Source organism: Robiginitalea insularis (genome assembly GCF_052497835.1).
Genome location: NZ_CP199296.1, coordinates 2,649,155 through 2,670,906, shown reverse-complemented (window position 1 = coordinate 2,670,906; position 21,752 = coordinate 2,649,155). Strand labels below are relative to the sequence as shown.

The window sequence follows — 21,752 nt, the reverse complement described above, 5'->3', positions numbered from 1 at the left end:
GGCCCGGAACCAGCATGCGTTACGGTATCTGCCCATTGAGTATTGTTCCGGTGTACGAATCTCCGGACGCCAACAGTGCCCTGAAATCACAATTGCTTTATGGGGAATTGTATAAAATCCCTGAATCCCGAAAGGTCTGGAGCCGTATCCGGTGCCAGCTGGACCGGACCGAGGGCTGGGTTCGCAACGATCAGCTTTATTTTATAGAGGAAGACCGGTACGAGGATCTCAATACGGATAAGAACGCCCGGTTTGCCTCAGACCTGGTCGCCCACGCCTGCAATGAGGAAGGTATATTGATCCCGGTACTTATGGGGTCAACCGTATCGCATTGCCGGGAATTAAATCATCAATTTGAGGGAGCTGTTTTTTCCGGGGGAAACCCCCGGGAAAACCTGGTTAATACAGCGCTGCTCTACCTGAACAGTCCGGAACTTTCCGGAGGTCGTTCGCCTTTCGGAATAGACGCCTCAGGCCTCAGCCAGATGGTCTACAAAAGCATCGGGCAGGAACTGAAACGTTTACCGGAACAGCAGGCCATGCAGGGAATACCGCTCAGTTTTATTGAAGAAAGCAGTCCGGGGGACCTTGCCTTTTTTGACGGACCTGATGGCAACATCCACCATGTGGGGATCATTATGAAGGATAATTACATCATTCACGTAAACGGGAAGGTGCGGATTGACAGACTGGACCATACCGGGATCTTTAATAATGATCTCCGCGATTATACCCACCCGCTCAGGGTCATCAAACAAATCTTATAAAAAAAGCCCCGACAAACGGGGCTTTTTAGATATATCAGCTAAGGAATACGTATTACTCTCCGAGTAATTTTTTGATCCTCATAAAATTCTCATTGTCGCCTAAGGCTCCGTAGATATTCTTGAGCTGGCTCAGGATTCCCTGGTTATCGGGATTATTCTTAAGGGCTGCTTCGAGAACAGTTGCTCCTTCCTGGAATAATTCATCCTTTTTCTTTTTCAGCTCATCGTATTTGGTGATGTCTGCACGGGAAGTACCCAAGGTGTTCATTTCGTCAATCAGGCTGTTACCCTCATTTACATAGGTTGTGGATAAGTTCAACTGCGCATTTACATATCCCGGGTTGATTTCGATTGCCCTTTTGTAGGATTCCCTTGCGGCCTCCAGATTTCCCTGTTCCATATTGATCACACCAATGTTATAGTGCAGATCAGCATTATCAGGAGCCATGGCAGCTGCCTCGTTCATAAGGGACTTGAAGGTATCCTTATCACCCATCTGGTAATAGAGGTTGGCCTCATTTAGTACCAGGTTTACATCATCCGGATTGTCGGCCCGCGCATCTTTGTAAGCGGCCAGGGCTTCCTCATTTTTACCCAGTTGTGTATAGATCAAAGCAATGTTCCTGACAACCTCAGCTTTTTTAGATTCCGTTTTCTCATCGACCGGATTTGTATAAGCTCCTGATTTTACCATCAGGTCCCGCTGCGTTTTGTTGCCAAGGTTTTCAACCTCCCCGGTTTCCGCATTGGTAGCCTTATATTCGGTTGTACTTCCGTCAAAATTGAGATCTTTAAGCTCGTTGTAGTATTTCAGGGCTAACTCATAATCCCTTCCATTAACCGCACTGCTGGCCGCATAATATAAATACATGGTATCCTTTGGGCTCAGCTTGTAGCTTTTGTACAGTTTTTGAGCTCCCGCAACGAAGTTTTCATTTTTATTGTCTTCTACGGCTGCGTTTACAAGGTCTGCAGACATGGAAGTCAATTGTCCTTTTGCCTCTTCTGAGTAACGTTCCTTCCCGCTGGCTTCCTCAACTTCCACCACTTTCCGGAAAGCATCTATCGCTTCGTCAAAGGCTGCGTCGTCTCCCTTTTTTGCAAGGTCGGTAAAGACCTGTCCGCGGACAAAATAATATTGGGCTTGCAGTTTCTCGTCTTCTCCGGAAATCATTCCCTTTACAGCCTCGAGGCTGGCTTTGGCTGAGGCCGCATCACCATCTTTGAGGGCTTTTTCTGCATCCCTTATTTCTGATTTTTGTGAAATTCCGACTGCACTGATCAACAAGGCAGCCAAAAGTAGCATTCTGGTTCTCATGAAATTGTGTTTATTCAAAATTACTATTTTAATATTTATTCTTCTGATTCCGGACTATCCTTATCAATAGCCGTGCCATCTTCGGCATCCACCTCCATATTCAATATTTCGGCATCGTCCAGGTCTTCTTCCTCTTTCATGACCTTGGCTACTGCAGCAATGGAATCATTTTCACGCAGGTTGATTAACCTAACCCCCTGTGTGGCCCGCCCCATGGTACGCAGGTCTTCCACACTCATTCGTATGGCGATACCGGATTTATTGATAATCATCAGGTCATCCGAATCGGTTACGTTCTTAATGGCTACAAGACCACCCGTTTTCTCGGTAATGGAAATGGTTTTGACCCCTTTCCCCCCTCGGTTGGTAATGCGATAGTCTTCAATACTGGAGCGCTTGCCGTAACCATTTTCTGAAACCACCAGAATTTCATCGTCAAAGTTGTGCACGGAAACCATGCCGATTACCTCGTCCGAATCATCTGCAAGTGTAATTCCCCTTACCCCGGAGGCATTACGCCCCATAGGACGTGTCTTGCTCTCTTCGAAGCGAATGGCCTTCCCGGATTTCAACCCGAGGAAGATCTGGCTGGAACCGGTAGTCAGTTTGGCTTCCAGCAATTCATCCCCCTCGCGAACATTAATGGCAATAATTCCATTTTGTCTCGGGCGGGAGTATTGTTCCAGGGAGGTTTTTTTAACGGTTCCCTTTTTGGTTGCCATGATCACGTAGTGGCTGTTTACGTAATCTTCGTCCTTCAGGTCCTGGGTACATATAAAAGCCTTAACCTTATCATCTGTAGAGATATTGATCAGGTTTTGAATGGCCCGTCCTTTGGAGGTACGGCTGCCTTCCGGGATTTCGTATACCCTTAGCCAGAAACACTGCCCCTGCTGGGTAAAAAACAGCATATACTGGTGGTTGGTCCCTACAAAAAGGTGTTCCAGGAAATCTTCGTTCCGTGTGGCCGAAGCCTTTTGCCCTACTCCGCCCCTGTGCTGGGTTTTGTATTCGGAGAGCGGGGTCCTTTTAATATAACCGGCGTGTGAGATGGTGATGACCACCTGCTCGTCCGGTATCATATCTTCAATACTGAGATCCCCTCCGGCATAATTGATTTCCGAGCGGCGTTCGTCTCCGTACTTTTCTTTAACCTCCAGCAATTCTTCCTTAATGATTTCCATCCGGCGGTCTTCACTGGCCAGGATATCCTTAAGGTCTGCGATGGTTTTAATGATTTCTTCGTATTCAGAGCGCAGTTTGTCCTGTTCCAGGCCGGTAAGCTGGCGAAGGCGCATCTCTACAATTGCCCTGGCCTGAATTTCTGTCAGCTCAAAGCGTTTGATCAGGCCTTCACGTGCCTCGTCGGCATTCGAAGAGGCCCGGATGATCTGGATAACCTCATCGATATTGTCCGATGCGATGATAAGCCCTTCCAGGATATGTGCCCGGTCTTCCGCCTTTTTGAGTTCATATGTGGTACGCCTTACCACTACTTCGTGACGGTGGTTAACGAAGTGGGTGATCAGCTCCTTGAGGTTCAACAACTGCGGCCGTCCGCCAACCAGTGCAATATTGTTAACACTGAAAGAAGACTGCAGCGCCGTATACTTATACAGCATGTTCAGGACGATATTCGGAATGGCATCCCGCTTGAGTACATATACCACACGCATCCCCTTCCGGTTGGATTCATCCCGTATACTGGCAATCCCTTCAACCTTTTTATCGTTTATCAGGTCCACGGTCTTTTTGATCATGTCCGCCTTGTTGACCTGATAAGGGATTTCCGTTACCACGATACATTCTTTCCCCTGTACTTCTTCAAAGTTGGCCTTGGCTCGCATAACCACCCTGCCCCGACCGGTATGGAAGGCTTCCTTTACGCCATCGTACCCGTAAATGATCCCCCCGGTTGGAAAGTCAGGAGCTTTTATGTGCTCTATAAGCTCATCTATTTCAATGTCCCGGTTATTTATAAAGGCTATCGTGCCGTCTACCACTTCGGAGAGGTTGTGGGGAGGCATATTGGTGGCCATCCCGACAGCAATCCCGGAGGCGCCATTCACCAAAAGGTTCGGGATTCGGGTTGGAAGTACGGTAGGTTCCTGCAGGGAATCGTCGAAATTTAGCTGGTAGTCTACAGTTTCCTTATCGATATCCGCCAGCATCTCGTCCGCAATTTTGCGCATACGGGCCTCGGTATATCGCATTGCAGCCGGGCTGTCGCCATCTACGGAACCGAAGTTCCCCTGCCCGTCTATCAGCATGTACCTGAGACTCCAGTCCTGCGCCATCCGCACCATGGTATCGTAAACAGAGGTATCACCGTGTGGGTGATATTTACCGAGGACCTCCCCGACGATACGGGCCGATTTTTTATGTGAGCTGTTAGATCGGACTCCCAGTTCATGCATCCCGTAGAGGACCCTGCGGTGAACTGGTTTTAGCCCATCCCTGACATCCGGCAGGGCACGTGACACAATGACCGACATTGAATAATCAATGTAGGCAGATTTCATTTCATCTTCGATATTGATCGGGATCAATTTTTCTCCTTCCGCCATCTTGTATTCTTAAACGCTTTTTGAGGTTAAAAAATCATGCCAATATACGTAAATTCATAGCTTTTGAGTCAAACTCCACGGCATTTATTAAAGAATTTATCAACACTTTTGACCGGTTATCAAGTTGATAAATTGGCTGTTAAATATTTTGTAAATCAGTGTTTTTTTCGTCATTTAGTTCGGGTTTATCGAATATGGGTACGGTATTTGACGATCTTCCAATAAGATTTACTAATTTTAAAGTTGAATAAGCAGGATTTATGGATGATAATTTTTCACCGAGGGTAAAGGACGTTATTGCGTATAGCAAAGAGGAGGCGTTGCGGTTGGGCCATGATTTTATTGGTACCGAACATTTGATGCTGGGATTGCTGCGCGATGGCAACGGGAAGGCGATAAGTATACTGGATGCATTGGAGGTGGACCTGGACCACCTGAGGCGGAAGGTTGAAATTCTGAGTCCCGCAAACCCCAACGCGAATACCCAACCCAAGGACAAGAAAAACCTGCACCTGACCCGTCAGGCAGAACGCGCCCTGAAAACTACCTTTCTGGAGGCCAAATTGTTTCAGAGTTCCTCTATCAACACCGCGCATTTGTTGCTGTGTATCCTGAGGAATGAAAACGACCCCACTACCAAACTGCTTCACAAGATGAAAGTAGATTACGACGGGGTCAAGGAACAGTTCAAGAGCATGATCACCAGCGACGACGATTATACAGACAGCCCGACATCCGAGTCTTTTCCAAGCGACTCTGATGACGCCGCTGAAAGCAAAGAAGGTGCCTTTGGAGGAAGCAGCTCCCAAAAAGGGAATAAGAAATCCAAAACACCGGTGCTGGACAATTTCGGACGGGATCTTACCCGCCTGGCCGAGGAAAACAAACTCGATCCGGTTGTGGGGAGGGAAAAGGAAATTGAAAGGGTATCACAAATATTGAGTCGTCGCAAGAAGAACAACCCCTTGCTGATAGGGGAACCCGGGGTAGGTAAAAGCGCCATCGCAGAAGGCCTTGCCCTGCGCATTATCAATAAAAAAGTGTCCCGCATCCTTTATAACAAGCGGGTAGTTACCCTGGACCTGGCATCCCTGGTGGCAGGCACCAAATATCGCGGGCAGTTCGAGGAACGGATGAAGGCCGTGATGAACGAGCTTGAAAAAAACGACGACGTCATTCTCTTTATTGACGAGATACACACCATTGTGGGCGCCGGAGGCGCAACGGGAAGCCTGGATGCTTCCAACATGTTCAAGCCGGCCCTGGCCCGTGGAGAAATACAATGCATCGGTGCAACAACCCTGGATGAATACAGGCAGTACATTGAAAAAGACGGGGCACTGGAACGTCGCTTCCAGAAGGTTATGGTAGAGCCCACCACCGTGGAGGAAACCATAGAGATCCTGAAAAACATCAAAGGCAAATACGAAGATCACCACAATGTAAATTATACGGACGAAGCCCTTGTGGCCTGCGTTAAACTGACAAACCGCTACATGACGGACCGCTTCCTGCCGGACAAGGCTATAGATGCCCTGGACGAAGCCGGATCGCGGGTACATATTGTCAATATGGACGTACCCAAGCAGATCCTCGAACTGGAAAAACAGCTGGAGGAAGTACGCGACCTGAAAAACAACGTAGTCAAAAAACAGCGTTACGAGGAAGCAGCCAAATTAAGGGACGATGAAAAGCGCCTAGAGAAGGAACTGGCCCTGGCTCAGGAAAAATGGGAAGAGGAAAGCAAGCTGAACCGTGAAACGGTTACGGAAGACAACGTGGCCGATGTGGTTTCTATGATGAGTGGAATCCCGGTAAATAAAATAGCGCAAACAGAGAGCAATAAGCTGGCCGAATTGCCCCAATTAATAAAAGGAAATGTAATCGGGCAGGACGAAGCGGTTGCCAAAGTGGCCAAGGCCATACAGCGGAACCGGGCAGGCCTCAAGGACCCGAATAAACCCATAGGCAGTTTTATCTTCCTGGGGCAGACCGGAGTGGGAAAAACCCAATTAGCCAAAGTTCTGGCTAAGGAACTGTTTGACTCGGAAGATGCCCTGGTGCGCATCGACATGAGCGAGTATATGGAGAAATTTGCCATCTCCAGGCTGGTGGGAGCACCTCCCGGATATGTCGGCTATGAAGAAGGTGGCCAACTCACTGAGAAGATCAGGAGAAAACCGTATTCTGTTATCCTTTTGGACGAGGTGGAAAAAGCACATCCGGATGTTTTCAACATGTTGTTGCAGGTACTGGATGACGGTTTCCTCACAGACAGCCTGGGCCGTAAAATCGATTTCAGGAATACTATTATTATCATGACTTCCAATATCGGAGCGCGGCAGATTAAAGATTTCGGGCAGGGTGTTGGCTTTGGTACGGCTGCCAAGAAATCACAGGCAGACAGCCATCAGAAAAGTGTTATAGAGAATGCCCTTAAAAAGGCTTTCGCTCCCGAATTCCTGAACAGGATAGACGATGTTATCGTCTTTAACCCACTGGAAAGGGAGCATATACACAAGATTATCGATATAGAACTCGAAAAGCTTTACCAGCGTATCAGGGATATTGGATACAATCTCAGCCTTAGCGACAAGGCCAAAGACTATATCGCCGAAAAAGGCTTTGATAAGCAATATGGAGCGCGTCCGTTAAAGCGGGCAATCCAGAAGTATATTGAGGATGCCCTGGCGGAAGAAATCGTCAATTCCAAACTGAATGAAGGGGATAGCATTAAAATGGATCTGGATGAGAAAAAAGATACATTGTCTATCACCATTAAAAAGGGCAGTAAATCCTCCAAGGAAGCCTGATCGGGTAGGAAAACTATTTCAAAAGGGGTCATCCATCCATGACCCCTTTTTTTATGCGGTTTCAGAGCTTCGTAAGAATCGGGGTACAACTTCATGGTCGCCCAAACCGTATAAACGATAAATAGGCCTTTAATCTAATATTTTTCTTCCCCAATTGCCTTGCTCCTACTTTCGTTACCGGACACTATAATGAACATGGAATGAAAATCGGACCGGTTAAAAAGACCGTCATCGTCAGGGAGTACCTGCTCGATGTTGGCAAAATTCAGGTATTTGATAATTATATGGTATCGATCTTCGATGAAGGGGCTACGCTGACTCTTGAGCGAGCGTACCAGATTATCGGAATATCTGAAATACACTTCAGGGATAAAGATTTCGGTTTTATCTCTTTCCGCAAGAATTCATACGCAATAGATCCGATTGTCTACACCTATTTAAGGGAACTGGACAACCTCAAGGCATTCGCCATTGTATCTTCCAAAGAGGTGGACATGCATAATTTCAACATCGAAAAGATGTTCTATAAAAAACCAATGAAATTTTTTATAGACTACAATAACGCCCTTAGGTGGGTCCGTAGAAGAATAAGTTAAAACAGGTGTAACCCCTGTCTGCTGTTTATTTCGAACTCAGGACGCTTCGTTTTCACCATTATCCGAAGCCGGTTCCGAATGAAATAAGTCCAAAAAAGCAAGCGGTATCCCGCTGATCAGTGTACTTGCCGTAAGCGCTTCATATCCGAATTCAGGAAGCTTTAAATCTCCTGCCTTACTGTGCAGGTATACACCCAGGCAGGCTGCCTCCAAAGGTGGATATCCCTGGGCCAGCAAGGCCGTAATCATCCCGCTCAGGACATCGCCGCTCCCGGCCGTAGCCATCCCCGGATTCCCATGAATATTGACAAAACCCTGCCCGTTACCAAAAATAAAGGTGTAAGCCCCTTTTAAAACAAGGATGCATTTGTACCTGTTTGAGAATTCCCATGCTTTTTCGACTTTATCGAAATCATCGGACCAGGAACCCACAAGACGCTGCATTTCTCCGGGATGCGGGCTTAGGATACTATTTTCAGGCAGATGCTCCAGAGCCGAGGGGTGTTTACTCAGCGCATTCAGGCCATCCGCATCAATCAGCAGCGGCCTGTTGTGTTTCTCCAGCCATTTTACAAAAGCGCTTTGCACCCCTTCGGAAGTCCCCATCCCCATCCCGACTCCATACGTAAGGCGCTCTGAAAGCTTCGGGAACGCATCAATCTCATGTTCTGCCGAAGCGGTTTCCACCATAATCTCGGGCTGAGATGACTGCAAGGGCAGTGCGCCGCATCGGGCTGTATATGCCGTCACCAGCCCGGCTCCTGTTCTCAGGCATGCGGATGCAGCCAGGGCCAGGGCCCCTACTTTTCCGTAACTGCCCCCAACAAGCATGGCATGCCCGTAGTGCCCCTTGTGGGTAAACCGCTGCCGGGTTCTGTACAGGCTCCTGGCTTCTGCTTTTCCAAAAAGCCGAAACCGGGTTTTTACCTTCTCCAGGAATTCCGCATCCAGGCCTATCTCCAAAACCTCCCACTCTTTGATAAAAACCCCTGTTTGCGGCAGAAAAAATATAAGTTTTGGGGTCCCCAGGCTCAAAACGTAGTTCGCCCTGACGGCTGTTTGAAAGGACTCAGGGAATTGGTGCATATACAGACCGGACGGAATATCCACAGACAAAATAAAATTACCTGAATCATTAAGCCGCTCCATAATGGAAAGAACCCAGGGAGCTGGTGGCCGATTAAGTCCAATTCCAAAAATGGCATCCACAACAATGTCGGCAGTATCCAGCTGTGGCATTTCACTTCCCTCCTTGAGATAGGTGGGCCATAGCTTTCGTTCTTTTAAACGGGCAAGATTGATCAGGAAATCTTCAGATCGCTTTTCGCTGTAGTTCACTACGTAAACTTCTATATGATAGCCGTGTTCCAACAAATGCCTTGCAAGTGCCAGTCCGTCTCCCCCATTGTTCCCGATCCCGCAAAAAATGTGGATATTGACCGGGGCTCCCTGCAAATTATGGTGCATCCATCCAAATAGTGCCTCCGCTGCGCGCTCCATTAACTCTTCACTGGAAATACCCTGCTTTTCCAGCGTTATACGGTCTGCTTCGTAGATCTGAGTCTGACTGAGCACTTTCATAGTTCTATATCTTAGTTGCCCGGGGGCTTTAATTATTACCTGAAAATTAGACAAATCGGCGAGGATTCGTAAAGAAAATAGTTCAAAATATATGGAGAAGCCAAAAATGAACTGAAAATTTGCGAAGGCTTCCAAATATGCTACTTTTGACGGGTATGAGAATCGCTATGCGTGTAAAACAGTCTTTTTTGGGTTCAGGGGTCTTTTCTTTCCGGACCAATCCCGAAGTTCCCGGGACGCGTACCCCTTTGGGGTAGACAAGTCTTTTAATTCCGCAATCTGAACACGATCTTTCGTACCTTTTTAATCCATAGACACTTTTTACATGAAAATCCTGAAATTCGGAGGAACCTCGGTTGCAACCGCCGAAGCCATACGAGCAACTCAAGCCATTGTCAGTGCTACACCGGGGCCGGTTGCCGTGGTGGTCTCTGCCCTGGGAGGTGTTACCGATCTGTTACTGGAAATGGCCTCCAAAGCCGCTTCTCAGGACCCCGGCTATGCCCAGGTGCTGCAGAATATCGAAAAAAGACACCTGGATTGCATCCGCGAACTGATTCCACCTTCAGGGCAATCTGCCGTAATCGGGAAGGTAAAAACAGACCTGAATGTTCTCGAAACCCTTGCTGAAGGTGCTTTTCTGATCGGAGAGACCACCCCTAAATTGCTGGATAAGATGGTGAGTTTGGGTGAATTGCTTTCTTCCTTTATCATTGCAGCATACTACCAGAGTTCCGGTCTGGACAGCCGTTTTAAAGACAGCAGGGAACTCATCACAACTGATGATACTTTTGGCGGAGCCCGGGTTCAAAGGGATAAGACCACTAAAAGCATAAAAGACTACTTTAAAAACCCCTCGCAAATAACCGTGCTGCCGGGGTTTATTGCCGCTTCAGAAAACGGAGATACCACCACCCTTGGCAGAGGAGGTTCAGATTACTCTGCAGCCCTTTTTGCAGCTGCCCTGCTTGCTGAAGAATTGGAAATATGGACCGATGTAAGCGGTATGTATACGGCAAACCCGAAAATAGTAAAGCAGGCCAGGCCCATTAAAGATATTTCCTATGAAGAGGCCATGGAACTGTCTCACTTCGGAGCCAAGGTTCTGTATCCGCCTACCATACAACCCGTACTGGAGGCCGGAATTCCCATTGTTATCAGGAATACTTTTGAACCCGAAGCTGCAGGCACCCGCATTCATCGGGAAGGGAACCCGGGAGGCAGGACCGTAAGGGGAATCAGCCATGTACCTGATATTGCGCTGCTGACCCTGGAAGGACCCGGCATGATAGGGGTCCCTGGTATCAGCAAAAGACTTTTTGAAACGCTTTCACAGGTGGGGATCAGCATTGTCTTTATCACTCAGGCATCTTCTGAACACTCCATTTGCCTGGGGATTGCCTCTGCGTATGCCCCTCTGGCCGAAAAAACGGTTAACCAGGCCTTCGATTTTGAAATAAGCAAAGGAAAAATTAAGCCGGTGGCAATGGAGTCCGGCCTGGCCATTATAGCCCTGGTTGGAGACCAAATGAAGCAGCATCAGGGACTTAGCGGGAAAATGTTCAGTACCCTGGGCAAGAACAATGTAAATATCCGGGCGATTGCCCAGGGAGCCTCCGAACGGAATATTTCGGCAGTTATCCGGAAAGAGGATGTCAAAAAAGCCCTGAACAGCCTTCACGAGGCATTTTTCGAGGTCCGGGTCAAGCAGTTAAATATATTTATTATGGGAGTGGGCAATGTAGGCTCCAGACTGCTGGAACAGATCCGGAAACAGCAAAAAGTTTTGAAATCTACCCTCAGCCTGCAACTCCGGATAGTGGGTATCGCCAATTCAAAAAAAATGTATTTCGATGCCCATGGTCTGGATTTAGAAAACTGGTCTGATTTACTACAACAGGGTGAAACTTCCGATCTGAAATCATTTTTCGAGAAGGTGAAAAAGCTGAACCTGAGAAATTCTATTTTTATTGACAATACCGCAAATGCGGCCGTGGCCTCCAGCTACAGTGCCTACCTCAAAGAAAGCATTGCAGTGATTACCTGCAATAAAATAGCGTGTTCGGACCGCTATGAAAGCTATGCTGCCCTCAAACAGCTATCGAGAACCTATGCCGCCCCCTTCCTGTTTGAAACCAATGTTGGTGCCGGTCTTCCGATAATTGATACCTTAAAAAACCTGGTCCTCTCAGGAGACCGTATTTTGAAAATCCGGGCAGTGCTTTCGGGTAGCCTGAATTTTATATTCAATAATTACCGGGCAGAAGTCCCTTTTCATGAAGTGGTCCGACAGGCACAGGAGGAGGGGTATACCGAACCGGACCCCAGGATAGACCTCAGCGGAGTGGATGTGATGCGGAAAATCCTGATACTGGCCCGGGAAAGCGGGCACGCTCTTGAAATGGAGGATATCACCAACAATTCTTTCCTTCCGCCAAGCTGTCGGGAGGCATCCGATGTTACAGGTTTTTACAAGGAATTAGAAGCGCATTCCGAAGACTTTGAAAAAGTATACAAGAACGCATCTGCGAATAATTGTCGGCTGAAGTATGTCGCGAAATTTGATCAGGGAAAGGCCGCTGTAGGATTGGAGGAAATTCCGGAAGGCCATGATTTTTATCATCTGAGCGGAAGTGATAACATTGTACTTTTCTACACCGACAGATATCGGGAACAACCCCTGATTGTAAAAGGAGCCGGGGCCGGAGCAGAGGTAACGGCATCCGGCATATTTGCCGATATCATCCGCAGCGGTAATTTTTAAGCCTATGGAAAATACTGCACCAAAAAGTATTTCAATTTTTTCTCCGGCCACCATAGCCAACCTATCCTGCGGCTTTGATGTTTTGGGGCTGGCGCTGGATGGGGTTGGAGATAAGATGAAGATTAAGCTCTGCTCTGACCCGGGCTTGCGTATTACCCGCATCACCGGCTGCGACCTGCCCATGGATACAGATAAAAATGTTGCCGGAATTGCAGCCCTGGCCCTGCTGGAAGAATCCAATTACCGGGGAGGTGTGGAAATTGAGATCCATAAGCAGATAAAACCAGGCTCGGGAATTGGCAGCAGCGCAGCCAGCGCAGCCGGAGCGGTCTGGGGGCTAAACCAGTTGTTGGGAAACCCTTTTGAGGCAACGGAGCTGGTTCGTTTCGCCATGCAGGGTGAAAAGCTGGCAAGCGGAGCGGCACATGCCGACAATGTTGCTCCTGCAATTTTTGGCGGGATAACCCTGGTGCGTTCATCAGACCCACTGGATATTGTGAGTATTCCCTGCCCATCGGAATTGTTTGCCTGCGTACTGCATCCGCAGATTGAGATCAAGACCTCGGATTCCAGGGGGTTATTAAAAACGACTATCCCGCTTAGCAAAGGCATCAGGCAATGGGGGAATGTAGGAGGGCTTGTGGCAGGTTTTTTCAAATCGGATTACGGCCTGATCAGCCGTTCCCTTGAAGACTGTATCATTGAACCTACCCGCTCCCTGCTGATACCAGGATTCTCGGAACTCAGAACCGCCGCTTTGCAATCCGGGGCCCTTGGGTTTGGGATATCCGGGTCTGGGCCTTCCATGTTCGCACTTTGCAGGGGTCAGGAACAGGCCCGGAAAACGGCCCGTGCTATGGATGCTTCTTTTAAGACCAAAAGCATACCGTTTGAAATACACATCTCCGGGATAAACAGCGATGGAATTCGCGAAATAGAACATGCCGATAAACAGGAATCCTGAAGCTTCTCAAACTATGCAATACTACAGCCTGAACCAAAATGCGCCTAATGTCAGCTTCAAAGAAGCGGTTATCCGGGGAATTGCCCCTGACCGCGGACTTTACTTCCCACAGGAAATTCCACGCTTTCCGGCTCATTTCTGGGAGCAGATACGTGACCGGTCCTTTGAAGAAGTGGCCTTTGACCTCATCCTACCCTTTACGAGAGACAGTATTCCGGAAAACGTCCTGAAAGACATCCTCAAGCATACTCTCGATTTTGAATTTCCGCTGGTCCGGCTTAGCGCTCAGATAGCGGCCTTGGAACTATATCATGGCCCTACCATGGCCTTTAAAGATGTGGGATCCCGCTTTATGGCCGGCTGCCTGGGGCACTTCTCCAAAGGCGGCGGGGCCGATATTACCGTCCTGGTTGCCACCAGCGGAGATACCGGAGGGGCTGTAGCCAATGGATTTTTGGGGGTTCCCGGGGTTCGTGTGGTGATCCTCTATCCGGATGGCAAGGTCAGCGACATTCAAGAGAGGCAGCTCACTACCCTGGGGGAAAATATTTACGCCCTTAAAGTCAGTGGAAATTTTGATGATTGCCAGCAAATGGTGAAGCGGGCCTTCCTGGAAGATCAAATCCGCAGCAAGATGCAACTGACCTCTGCCAATAGCATTAATGTGGCCCGATGGATCCCCCAGCTATTGTATTTTGTTTCGGCAATCCGCCAGCAGCCCGACCAGCACCCTCCCATTTTTTCAGTGCCCAGCGGAAATTTTGGAAATATCTGTGCAGGGATGCTCGCCCATCAGATGGGGATGCCCTGTTCCGGGTTTATTGCGGCAACCAATGTCAATGACACGGTTCCGAGGTATATGGCAGGTGAAACATACGAACCCAGGCCCGCGGTGCCAACTATTTCCAATGCAATGGATGTAGCAGACCCCAGTAATTTTATACGCATTCGCCAATTGTTCGAAAACCGGTTTGAGGACCTGAAATCAGTATTATCTGCCTATTCCTATACCGATGACCAGACCCGGGAGGCCATTCGGGAATTGCAGCTCCAATACAATTACACTGCAGACCCGCACGGGGCTATAGGTTATTTGGGGCTGTCTGACTATATCCGGGAAAATCCCGGAGCACAGGGTATTTTTCTGGAGACGGCACATCCCATTAAATTCAGGAAAGAGGTGGAGCGCTGCATTGGGAAGGAGTTGGAAATCCCGGCCCAAATTCAAAGGGTTCTGAACAAGGAAAAATCGGCTACTGCTATTGCTTCCTTTGAAGAGTTACAGGATTTTTTACTTTCGATGAAAACAGAATAAGTTTATTGCCAAAGAGCCTGCCTCCGCTGCCTTCGGATAGAACATTTTTCAATACATTTGCCCTGAATTTAAAACAGTTCGATGAAAGAGACAGCGCTGGCCCAAACACACATGGCCCTGGGAGCAAAAATGGTACCCTTCGCGGGGTATAATATGCCGGTATCCTACGAGGGAGTGAACGCAGAGCATCAAACGGTTCGCGAATCTGTAGGGGTTTTTGATGTCTCCCATATGGGAGAATTCCTGATAGAAGGCCCCAATGCTCTCGAACTCATACAGAAAGTCTGCTCCAACGACGCCTCCAAACTGGAGGTTGGCCGGGCACAGTACAGTTGCCTCCCCAATGAAACAGGGGGTATTGTGGATGACCTGATTGTCTACCGGGTGAAGGAGGAAACCTACCTGCTGGTAGTAAATGCTTCCAATATTGAAAAAGACTGGAAACATCTGTCCAAATACAATGCAGAGATCGGAGCGGAAATGCGTAACCTTTCAGACGATTATTCGCTGTTGGCTATACAGGGACCCAAGGCTGCGGAAGCCATGCAATCCCTTAGCTCGGTTGATTTAAAAAGCATTCCCTTCTATCATTTTGTGGTCGGAGACTTTGCCGGAATACCCCATGTAATCATATCCGCAACCGGCTATACGGGCTCTGGCGGCTTCGAAATTTACTGCAAGAATGCCGAGGTACAACAGGTATGGGACCGGGTGCTGGAGGCGGGCAAAGACTATGGAATCAAACCCATTGGCCTGGCAGCAAGAGATACCCTGAGGCTGGAAATGGGCTATTGCCTCTATGGTAACGACATCGATGATACCACTTCTCCCCTGGAAGCGGGTTTGGGCTGGGTTACCAAATTTTCTAAGGAATTTGTCAATTCAAAGGCCCTGCAGCAGCAAAAAGAGGCCGGCGTGACACGGAAACTGGTTGGCTTTGAATTACTGGAAAAGGGGATTCCCAGAAAAGATTACGAAATAACCGATGCTGACGGACGGGTTCTGGGCAGGGTCACCTCGGGTACCATGTCTCCCTCCCTTGGGAAAGGTATTGGTCTGGGTTATGTTAGCACAGACCAGGCCGGTATCGGGAATACGGTATATATTCAGATTCGCAAAAACAGCGTCCCGGCTATAATTGTCAAACCCCCATTCTATAAAGGATAGATAGAAATACCTAAAGAAAAAAGCGTGGAGGAAGGCGGAAAGCGGATTTTAATTTTAGGGGGGAGTGGCTTTTTGGGGTATGCAGCCTATAAGGAGCTCTGTAATTATTACGACACCTATGCCACCTATTGCAGTTCGCGTAAAAGATTTGAAGAAAACCAGCAGTTCCTCCGCTATGACATGCTGGAAGATGACATTTACGGAATCCTGGAAAAGTTACGGCCGGATATCATTATTTCGGCCCTTCGCGGGGATTTCGGTGCACAGATACAGGCACATTCTCACATAACGGAGTATCTCAGCAGGAACCCTGCTCAATTATTATTCCTCTCATCTGCAAATGTGTTTGACGCCTATAGCAAGTTCCCTTCTTATGAATTTGATAAAACCCTGTCCGAAAGCATTTACGGCAGGCTTAAAATCCGGATTGAAAATATGCTGCTGCGGCTGCCCAGCCGGAAAATGGGTATCCTGAGGCTGCCGATGGTCTTCGGGAACACATCGCCAAGAACACGGGAAATAAAGGAGTCGCTACAATCTGGAGAGGCGATAGAAGTCTTTCCAAACCTGATTATGAACGTCACTACGGACGATAAATTTACCCAGCAGTTGCACTACATCATCAACCGAAAAAAACACGGTATTTTCCATCTGGGGAGCAAAGACCTGGTTCACCACGAAGATTTTATCCGCGAAATCACGGCCCACCTTTCTGCCCGCAGGCCCCTTTTTAAAAGGGTCTTTACCACCAATGATGAGCGTTATCTGGCCGTACTCCCGAAACATAACCTATTGCCCAAAAATCTGCAGTTGAGTTATCAGGAGGTAATTGACCACCACATCAAACAATAGTTCCCGAAAATCCATATCTTCCGGCTAAATCAAAATATTTTACATGGAAAAATTAACCCTCTCCGAAATACAAGACCGTCTTAATGAGTTAAGCGGCTGGGAATTCCATGAAAACGCCCTGGAAACCACCATTGAGTTTGAGAATTTTAAGGAGGCCTTCACCCTTATGTGCCGGATCGCTTTTGAGTGTGAAGCCCAGAATCACCATCCGGATTGGTCTAACGTTTACAATCAGTTGCATATTCGCCTTAATACCCATGATGCGGGTGGGGTAACCGATAAAGACTTCCGTCTCGCCCGTACTATAGACAGGCTTATCAGTACTGCGGATTAAGCATTTAATTGCCCTTACAGCTACTTGAATTTGCGTTGGGATTTGCTAAATTTGCAGGGACCAAAAATCTAGAACATTCCCATGGGAAGAGCATTTGAATTCCGGAAAGCCAGAAAGTTAAAACGCTGGGCAGCTATGTCCAAGGCTTTCACCCGAATTGGCAAGGACATTGTGATGGCCGTTAAGGAAGGTGGCCCCGATCCTGATGCCAATTCACGCCTGAGGGCAGTCATTCAGAATGCCAAGGCCGTTAATATGCCCAAGGACAATATTGAACGCGCCATCAAACGCGCTACAGATAAATCTCAGGGCGATTACAAGGAGGTCCTTTTTGAAGGTTATGGCCCCCACGGGATAGCCATCCTGATTGAAACAGCCACAGACAACAACACCCGTACAGTGGCCAACATCCGCTCTTATTTCAACAAATGCAACGGTAGCCTGGGAACCTCTGGCTCTGTGGAATTTATGTTTGACCACACTTGTAATTTTCGTATTCCGGCCGAAGGAATAGATCCGGAAGAACTGGAACTGGATATGATCGACTTCGGGGCTGAGGAAGTATTTATGGATGAAGACGGAATTCTGATATATGCCCCATTTGAATCATTCGGGGCCATTCAGAAAGAGCTTGAATCCAGGGGAATTGAGATTCTGTCATCCGGATTTGAACGTATCCCTCAGGTTACCAAGGAGCTTTCCGAGGAAGAGGCTGAAGACATCGAAAAACTACTGGAAAAGATCGAGGAGGACGACGATGTTCAGAATGTTTACCACACCATGAAAGAATAGTTTCGGTAAATCTTTTATTGTTTCCATTTCAGGTGTAACCCGTACATTTTTATCTGTATACAGGTCTGAAACCAATACAGACTGATCTCCGATGACCTGCATCATTGCTACATTTCCTATTATAAAATAGCTTTGAGTTATACCACAGATTCTTCGGGCTCTTTCAATATAAGAGCGGAAAATGTGGTTTCACCTTAAAGTCCTGACCCATGAAAACAATAGGAAAACTCTTAATGATTCTGCCGTTTTTCACCTTCTTATTTATTTCCTGTTCAGGGGATGATGATGAAGTAAAAGCCGATTGTGGCCCGGATTACTGTATCAGTGATTTAGCGGGTAACTGGAATGCCACCCAACTCACCTTTACCTACTGTGGCAGCGAAATGATTGAACCTGCCTCTTATGACCTCATTCTACAGGAAGGCTCTGCAACCATGGTAATACAAGCCAATGGAAGGTTTACCCTTACAGTTGTATTTCCCGGGGGAGAGGGAACAGAAGTGACCACAGGAAAGATCTATTTTGAAGACAAGAAATTCTTTGCCATTCAATTTGACGACGACCCGCCTAATGATCCCACCTACTTTGGCGATACGCTCTCAGGCAACACCTTTGCACTGGTCGGTGGACCTGAAACGGCGGAATTCGATTTTGATGATGATGGAACAGAAGAATGTGCTTCTGTAAGCCTGACCTTAGAAAGAGATTAAAGTCGGAAGAATTTAATTCCAGGGCGTGGCCTATTATTAGATCACGCCTTTGGTTATTTACTCAAAACTGTATTCGGGTATTTTACCTTTGACCCCCTTGTAAAATACACGATATTTTTCATAGTCCTTATCATAGTCCCCGCTGGGCTGCATAGCCTCAGAAATACGGACTTCTTTTTTGGAGTAGTCAAATGCCACTAATACAATGGGAACTTTTGCCGCCAAAGCCATATAGTAGTATCCCGTCCGCCAGGATGTCACTTTTTTCCGGGTACCTTCCGGAGCAAGTGCCAGTCGGAACTCCTCCCGGGAATTGAAGATATCGGCCACCGCCTGAACTGTGTCTGCATTTTTAGAACGATCCACCGGAGCGCCGCCCATTGCTTTAAAAAACCAGCCAAAAGGCGGTTTAAAAAGGCTGTGCTTCCCGATATAGTTTATGGGTACCCCGATCAGTTTGCGAACAAACAGCCCTATAATAAAGTCCATCCAGTGGGTGTGGGGTACAACAATTACCACGCATTTGCGAACCTGTGGGAAAGCGCCCAGAATTTTCCATCCCATAAGCCCTTTAAATATCCAAGCTGAAAGCCATTTCATTCAGTATTCCGTATTAAATTTTCAGGTAAATCTCCTTCAAATCGGCAGCACTGATACGCGATTCCCAATTTTCGCCAAGGGCATTTTCCCATAATGGGGTCATCTCCATCGCTACACGTACCATAGTGTCCAGCTCGGATTCAGAAAGGTCCTGGCAAACGCCCTGCGGCAGCTGTATCTTATGTCTTTGAAGCATTTTCTTGAAGTTTCGGACCCCTTCCGGATAAAAGGCCTCCAGATGTTGAAAAACCAAGCAATTACCAAGGCCATGAGGGGTTCCCATTACAAAAGAGAGTCCGTAACTCAGGGCGTGGGCCACTCCCACCTGTGAATAGGCAATACTCATCCCCCCGTGCCAGGAAGCCATCATAAGTTTTTCACGGCTTTCCTCCTCCGGCAGATCCTTCAAAAAGACCTCCTCACAAAGTTCCATAGCCTTTTCTCCGTAACTTTGGCTAAAGGCATTCAGATACGTTCCCTGAAGCGATTCCACACAGTGGATAAAACAATCCATCCCGGTATAAAACCACTGGTCCCTGGGCACTCCCGCGGTCAGTTCAGGATCCAGAATTACCTGATCAAAGGTGGTGTGGTCCGAATTAATACCCAATTTGCGTTCAGGCCCCATCAATACCGTGGTCCTCGAAACTTCTGCCCCGGTACCGCTGAGGGTGGGTATCCCTACATGATAAATGGCCGGTTTACCGACAAGGTCCCAGCCCTGATATTGCGTGGATGAACCGGGGTTTGTGATCATTATGGCCACCGCCTTGGCCAGGTCCAGCAGGGTCCCCCCTCCTATTCCGATAATTCCGGAGGGCAGGTATTCGTAGGAATTCAGGATTTTATCAACCAGTACATCCACCTGTGCGGTCTTGGGCTCTTCGCTCGCGGAGATCAGAATTATCTGGTCTTCAAAGATCGCGGGGATGCGTTGCAGTAGTTGGCTGTCCTCGAAAACAGCGTCTACCAAAAATATCATTGGTGCCTCGGCATGCTGTCGCTTTGGCATCAGAATCTCGCCTAGCTGTCCAAAACTCCCTTTCCCGTAAACCACTCTTGGAACCATGGGAAAGTTGCGGAACTCTGTTTTGGCCCCTTGGGAAGGCTGCTGAGAAGGCTTGTTTTTCACTTTAATCCGTTCAGTTGACATATTTTAATAGTTCTCTTAAATTACTAATGGTCAAATGTTTATTGTCATGTGCGTCATCCGGCACTTCTTCATGTGCCCAGGTTGTATGAAAGGGTACATGCACCGCCCTTGCCCCTATGTTTAAAATAGGCAGCACATCGGATTTCAGGGAATTCCCGACCATCAGGAATTCTGAAACATCTATCTCCAGATGCTCCAGTAATCGTTTATAGTTTATTTCTTTTTTATCGCTGAGGACTTCCACATGATGGAAATAATCCAGCAGGCCTGAGCGTTCCAGCTTGCGCTCCTGATCCAGCAGGTCGCCTTTGGTCAGTACCAGCAAACGATATTTCCCCTGAAGCTGATGTAAAACCTCCTCCACCCCATCCAGCAGTTCCAGTTTATGCGAGATCATATTCTTGCCGATATTCAAAATTTCCGCAATGCTGTTAGCAGGAACCCTGTTATTCGATAACTCCAGGGCTGATTCGATCATGGAAAGAACAAATCCTTTGATCCCATAGCCATACAGGTTCAAATTGCGCATTTCCATTTTAAAAAGCTCCTGGTCTATGGTATTTTTTGTTTCATAGCCGTCCAGCAAAGAGGCGAAATCCTCCTCGGCTTTGCGAAAATAGGTTTCATTCACCCACAGGGTATCGTCCGCATCAAAGCCGATTGTAGTGATATGCTTAAAATCTAATTCCATGCTGCCTTGGCTTTTTCCAAATCCTCCGGGGTATCAATCTCTATCCCACTGATCCGGGTTTCTACCATTTTTATTTTCTTGCCGTATTCCAGGTAGCGGATGGCCTCAATTTTTTCAACCGCTTCCAGTGGTTGCATGGGAAGCCGCCTGAAATCCATCAGGGCGCTTTTGCGGAAGGCATAAATGCCCTTGTGTTTAAAATAACGGGCTTTCTCTGTTTCAGAACGCTGGAAGGGAATTGGTGCCCTGGAAAAATACAGGGCAAAGCCTCGGTGATCGGTAATTACTTTTACCGTATTGGGGTTGCTGATCTCTTCCGGATCTGTGATTTCTGCCATCAAAGAGGCCAGGTCAATCTCACGGGCCTTATCATCCCGGAATACCCTGAGGAGTTTCTCAAGGCTCTCCCTTTCGGTAAAAGGTTCGTCTCCCTGTACATTTACGACAATATCTACCTCCAGATCGGAAACGGCTTCAGCGATCCGGTCACTTCCCGTTTCGTGTACTTCCCTGCTCATAATTACCTTCCCGCCTGCTGCTTCAATGGTCTGTTGAATTTCCACACTATCAGACACTACAATAACCTCTTCAAAAAGACCTGTTTTCCTGGCGGCCTCATAGGTCCTTAGAATTACCGGCTTTCCGGCCAGGTCTTTCATCAATTTCCCGGGAAACCGCGAGGCTGCGTAACGGGCCGGTATCATCGCAATTATTTTCACTTTAGCTGAGGATGGTTAAGATTTCTATTTACAAATGTACATTAATTTA

18 protein-coding genes are annotated in these 21,752 nt (G+C 47.7%); 11 read left to right on the top strand and 7 right to left on the bottom strand.

Annotated features, from left to right (window positions below):
* Positions 1 to 14 precede the first annotated feature (14 nt).
* On the top strand, positions 15 to 767 hold the full coding sequence (locus ACT6NV_RS12130) for a C40 family peptidase (protein WP_445384709.1): 753 nt from the start codon (positions 15 to 17) through the stop codon (positions 765 to 767).
* A 52-nt stretch (positions 768 to 819) separates the two neighbouring features.
* On the opposite strand, the gene ACT6NV_RS12125 is transcribed toward ACT6NV_RS12130, so the two are convergent.
* The gene (locus tag ACT6NV_RS12125; RefSeq protein WP_445384708.1) at positions 820 to 2,085 is read right to left on the bottom strand and encodes a tetratricopeptide repeat protein; all 1,266 of its coding nucleotides are present in this window, start codon (positions 2,083 to 2,085) and stop codon (positions 820 to 822) included.
* A gap of 35 nt (positions 2,086 to 2,120) precedes the next feature.
* A complete protein-coding gene (gene gyrA, locus ACT6NV_RS12120) occupies positions 2,121 to 4,652 on the bottom strand; it encodes a DNA gyrase subunit A (RefSeq protein ID WP_445384707.1) in 2,532 nt (843 codons plus the stop codon).
* A gap of 260 nt (positions 4,653 to 4,912) precedes the next feature.
* On the opposite strand from gyrA, the gene ACT6NV_RS12115 reads away from it, so the two are divergent.
* Together ACT6NV_RS12115 and ACT6NV_RS12110 are read left to right on the top strand one after the other, a co-directional pair.
* Entirely contained in the window at positions 4,913 to 7,465 is a 2,553-nt protein-coding gene (locus ACT6NV_RS12115) for an ATP-dependent Clp protease ATP-binding subunit (RefSeq protein ID WP_445384706.1), read from the top strand.
* Between the two features lie 200 nt (positions 7,466 to 7,665).
* Entirely contained in the window at positions 7,666 to 8,061 is a 396-nt protein-coding gene (locus tag ACT6NV_RS12110; RefSeq protein ID WP_445384705.1) for an STAS/SEC14 domain-containing protein, read from the top strand.
* A 36-nt stretch (positions 8,062 to 8,097) separates the two neighbouring features.
* On the opposite strand, the gene ACT6NV_RS12105 is transcribed toward ACT6NV_RS12110, so the two are convergent.
* Complete coding sequence (locus ACT6NV_RS12105) at positions 8,098 to 9,642, bottom strand: NAD(P)H-hydrate dehydratase (protein ID WP_445384704.1); 1,545 nt, start codon at positions 9,640 to 9,642, stop codon at positions 8,098 to 8,100.
* Between the two features lie 325 nt (positions 9,643 to 9,967).
* Between ACT6NV_RS12105 and thrA the strand changes: the two genes are divergently transcribed.
* From thrA to ACT6NV_RS12065, 8 genes are all read left to right on the top strand, one after another.
* Complete coding sequence (gene thrA, locus ACT6NV_RS12100) at positions 9,968 to 12,406, top strand: bifunctional aspartate kinase/homoserine dehydrogenase I (protein WP_445384703.1); 2,439 nt, start codon at positions 9,968 to 9,970, stop codon at positions 12,404 to 12,406.
* Positions 12,407 to 12,410: 4 nt separating this feature from the next.
* Positions 12,411 to 13,370, top strand: coding sequence for a homoserine kinase (locus ACT6NV_RS12095; protein ID WP_445384702.1), 960 nt, complete (start codon positions 12,411 to 12,413; stop codon positions 13,368 to 13,370).
* 13 nt (positions 13,371 to 13,383) lie between these two features.
* Positions 13,384 to 14,685, top strand: a complete 1,302-nt coding sequence (thrC, locus tag ACT6NV_RS12090) for a threonine synthase (RefSeq protein ID WP_445384701.1) — start codon at positions 13,384 to 13,386, stop codon at positions 14,683 to 14,685.
* 81 nt (positions 14,686 to 14,766) lie between these two features.
* Positions 14,767 to 15,852: a glycine cleavage system aminomethyltransferase GcvT gene (gene gcvT, locus ACT6NV_RS12085; RefSeq protein WP_445384700.1), complete on the top strand. Its 1,086-nt coding sequence runs from the start codon at positions 14,767 to 14,769 to the stop codon at positions 15,850 to 15,852.
* A gap of 24 nt (positions 15,853 to 15,876) precedes the next feature.
* The gene (locus ACT6NV_RS12080) at positions 15,877 to 16,704 is read left to right on the top strand and encodes a sugar nucleotide-binding protein (protein WP_445384699.1); all 828 of its coding nucleotides are present in this window, start codon (positions 15,877 to 15,879) and stop codon (positions 16,702 to 16,704) included.
* Positions 16,705 to 16,747: 43 nt separating this feature from the next.
* Positions 16,748 to 17,038, top strand: coding sequence for a 4a-hydroxytetrahydrobiopterin dehydratase (locus ACT6NV_RS12075; RefSeq protein WP_445384698.1), 291 nt, complete (start codon positions 16,748 to 16,750; stop codon positions 17,036 to 17,038).
* 81 nt (positions 17,039 to 17,119) lie between these two features.
* Positions 17,120 to 17,830 carry a YebC/PmpR family DNA-binding transcriptional regulator gene (locus ACT6NV_RS12070; protein WP_445384697.1) on the top strand — a complete coding sequence of 237 codons (711 nt, stop codon included), beginning with the start codon at positions 17,120 to 17,122 and terminating at the stop codon, positions 17,828 to 17,830.
* Between the two features lie 209 nt (positions 17,831 to 18,039).
* Complete coding sequence (locus ACT6NV_RS12065; protein ID WP_445384696.1) at positions 18,040 to 18,540, top strand: hypothetical protein; 501 nt, start codon at positions 18,040 to 18,042, stop codon at positions 18,538 to 18,540.
* A gap of 57 nt (positions 18,541 to 18,597) precedes the next feature.
* Here the strand turns inward: ACT6NV_RS12065 and ACT6NV_RS12060 are convergent, their stop codons facing one another.
* From ACT6NV_RS12060 to kdsB, 4 genes are all read right to left on the bottom strand, one after another.
* Positions 18,598 to 19,104 (bottom strand): lysophospholipid acyltransferase family protein, encoded by a 507-nt coding sequence (locus ACT6NV_RS12060; protein WP_445384695.1) that lies wholly within the window; start codon positions 19,102 to 19,104, stop codon positions 18,598 to 18,600.
* A 49-nt stretch (positions 19,105 to 19,153) separates the two neighbouring features.
* The gene (locus tag ACT6NV_RS12055; protein WP_445386697.1) at positions 19,154 to 20,209 is read right to left on the bottom strand and encodes an iron-containing alcohol dehydrogenase family protein; all 1,056 of its coding nucleotides are present in this window, start codon (positions 20,207 to 20,209) and stop codon (positions 19,154 to 19,156) included.
* 73 nt (positions 20,210 to 20,282) lie between these two features.
* A complete protein-coding gene (locus ACT6NV_RS12050) occupies positions 20,283 to 20,984 on the bottom strand; it encodes an HAD family hydrolase (RefSeq protein ID WP_445384694.1) in 702 nt (233 codons plus the stop codon).
* Complete coding sequence (gene kdsB, locus ACT6NV_RS12045) at positions 20,975 to 21,688, bottom strand: 3-deoxy-manno-octulosonate cytidylyltransferase (RefSeq protein ID WP_445386696.1); 714 nt, start codon at positions 21,686 to 21,688, stop codon at positions 20,975 to 20,977. Before kdsB ends, ACT6NV_RS12050 begins: the two co-directional genes overlap by 10 nt.
* Positions 21,689 to 21,752: the final 64 nt, after the last annotated feature.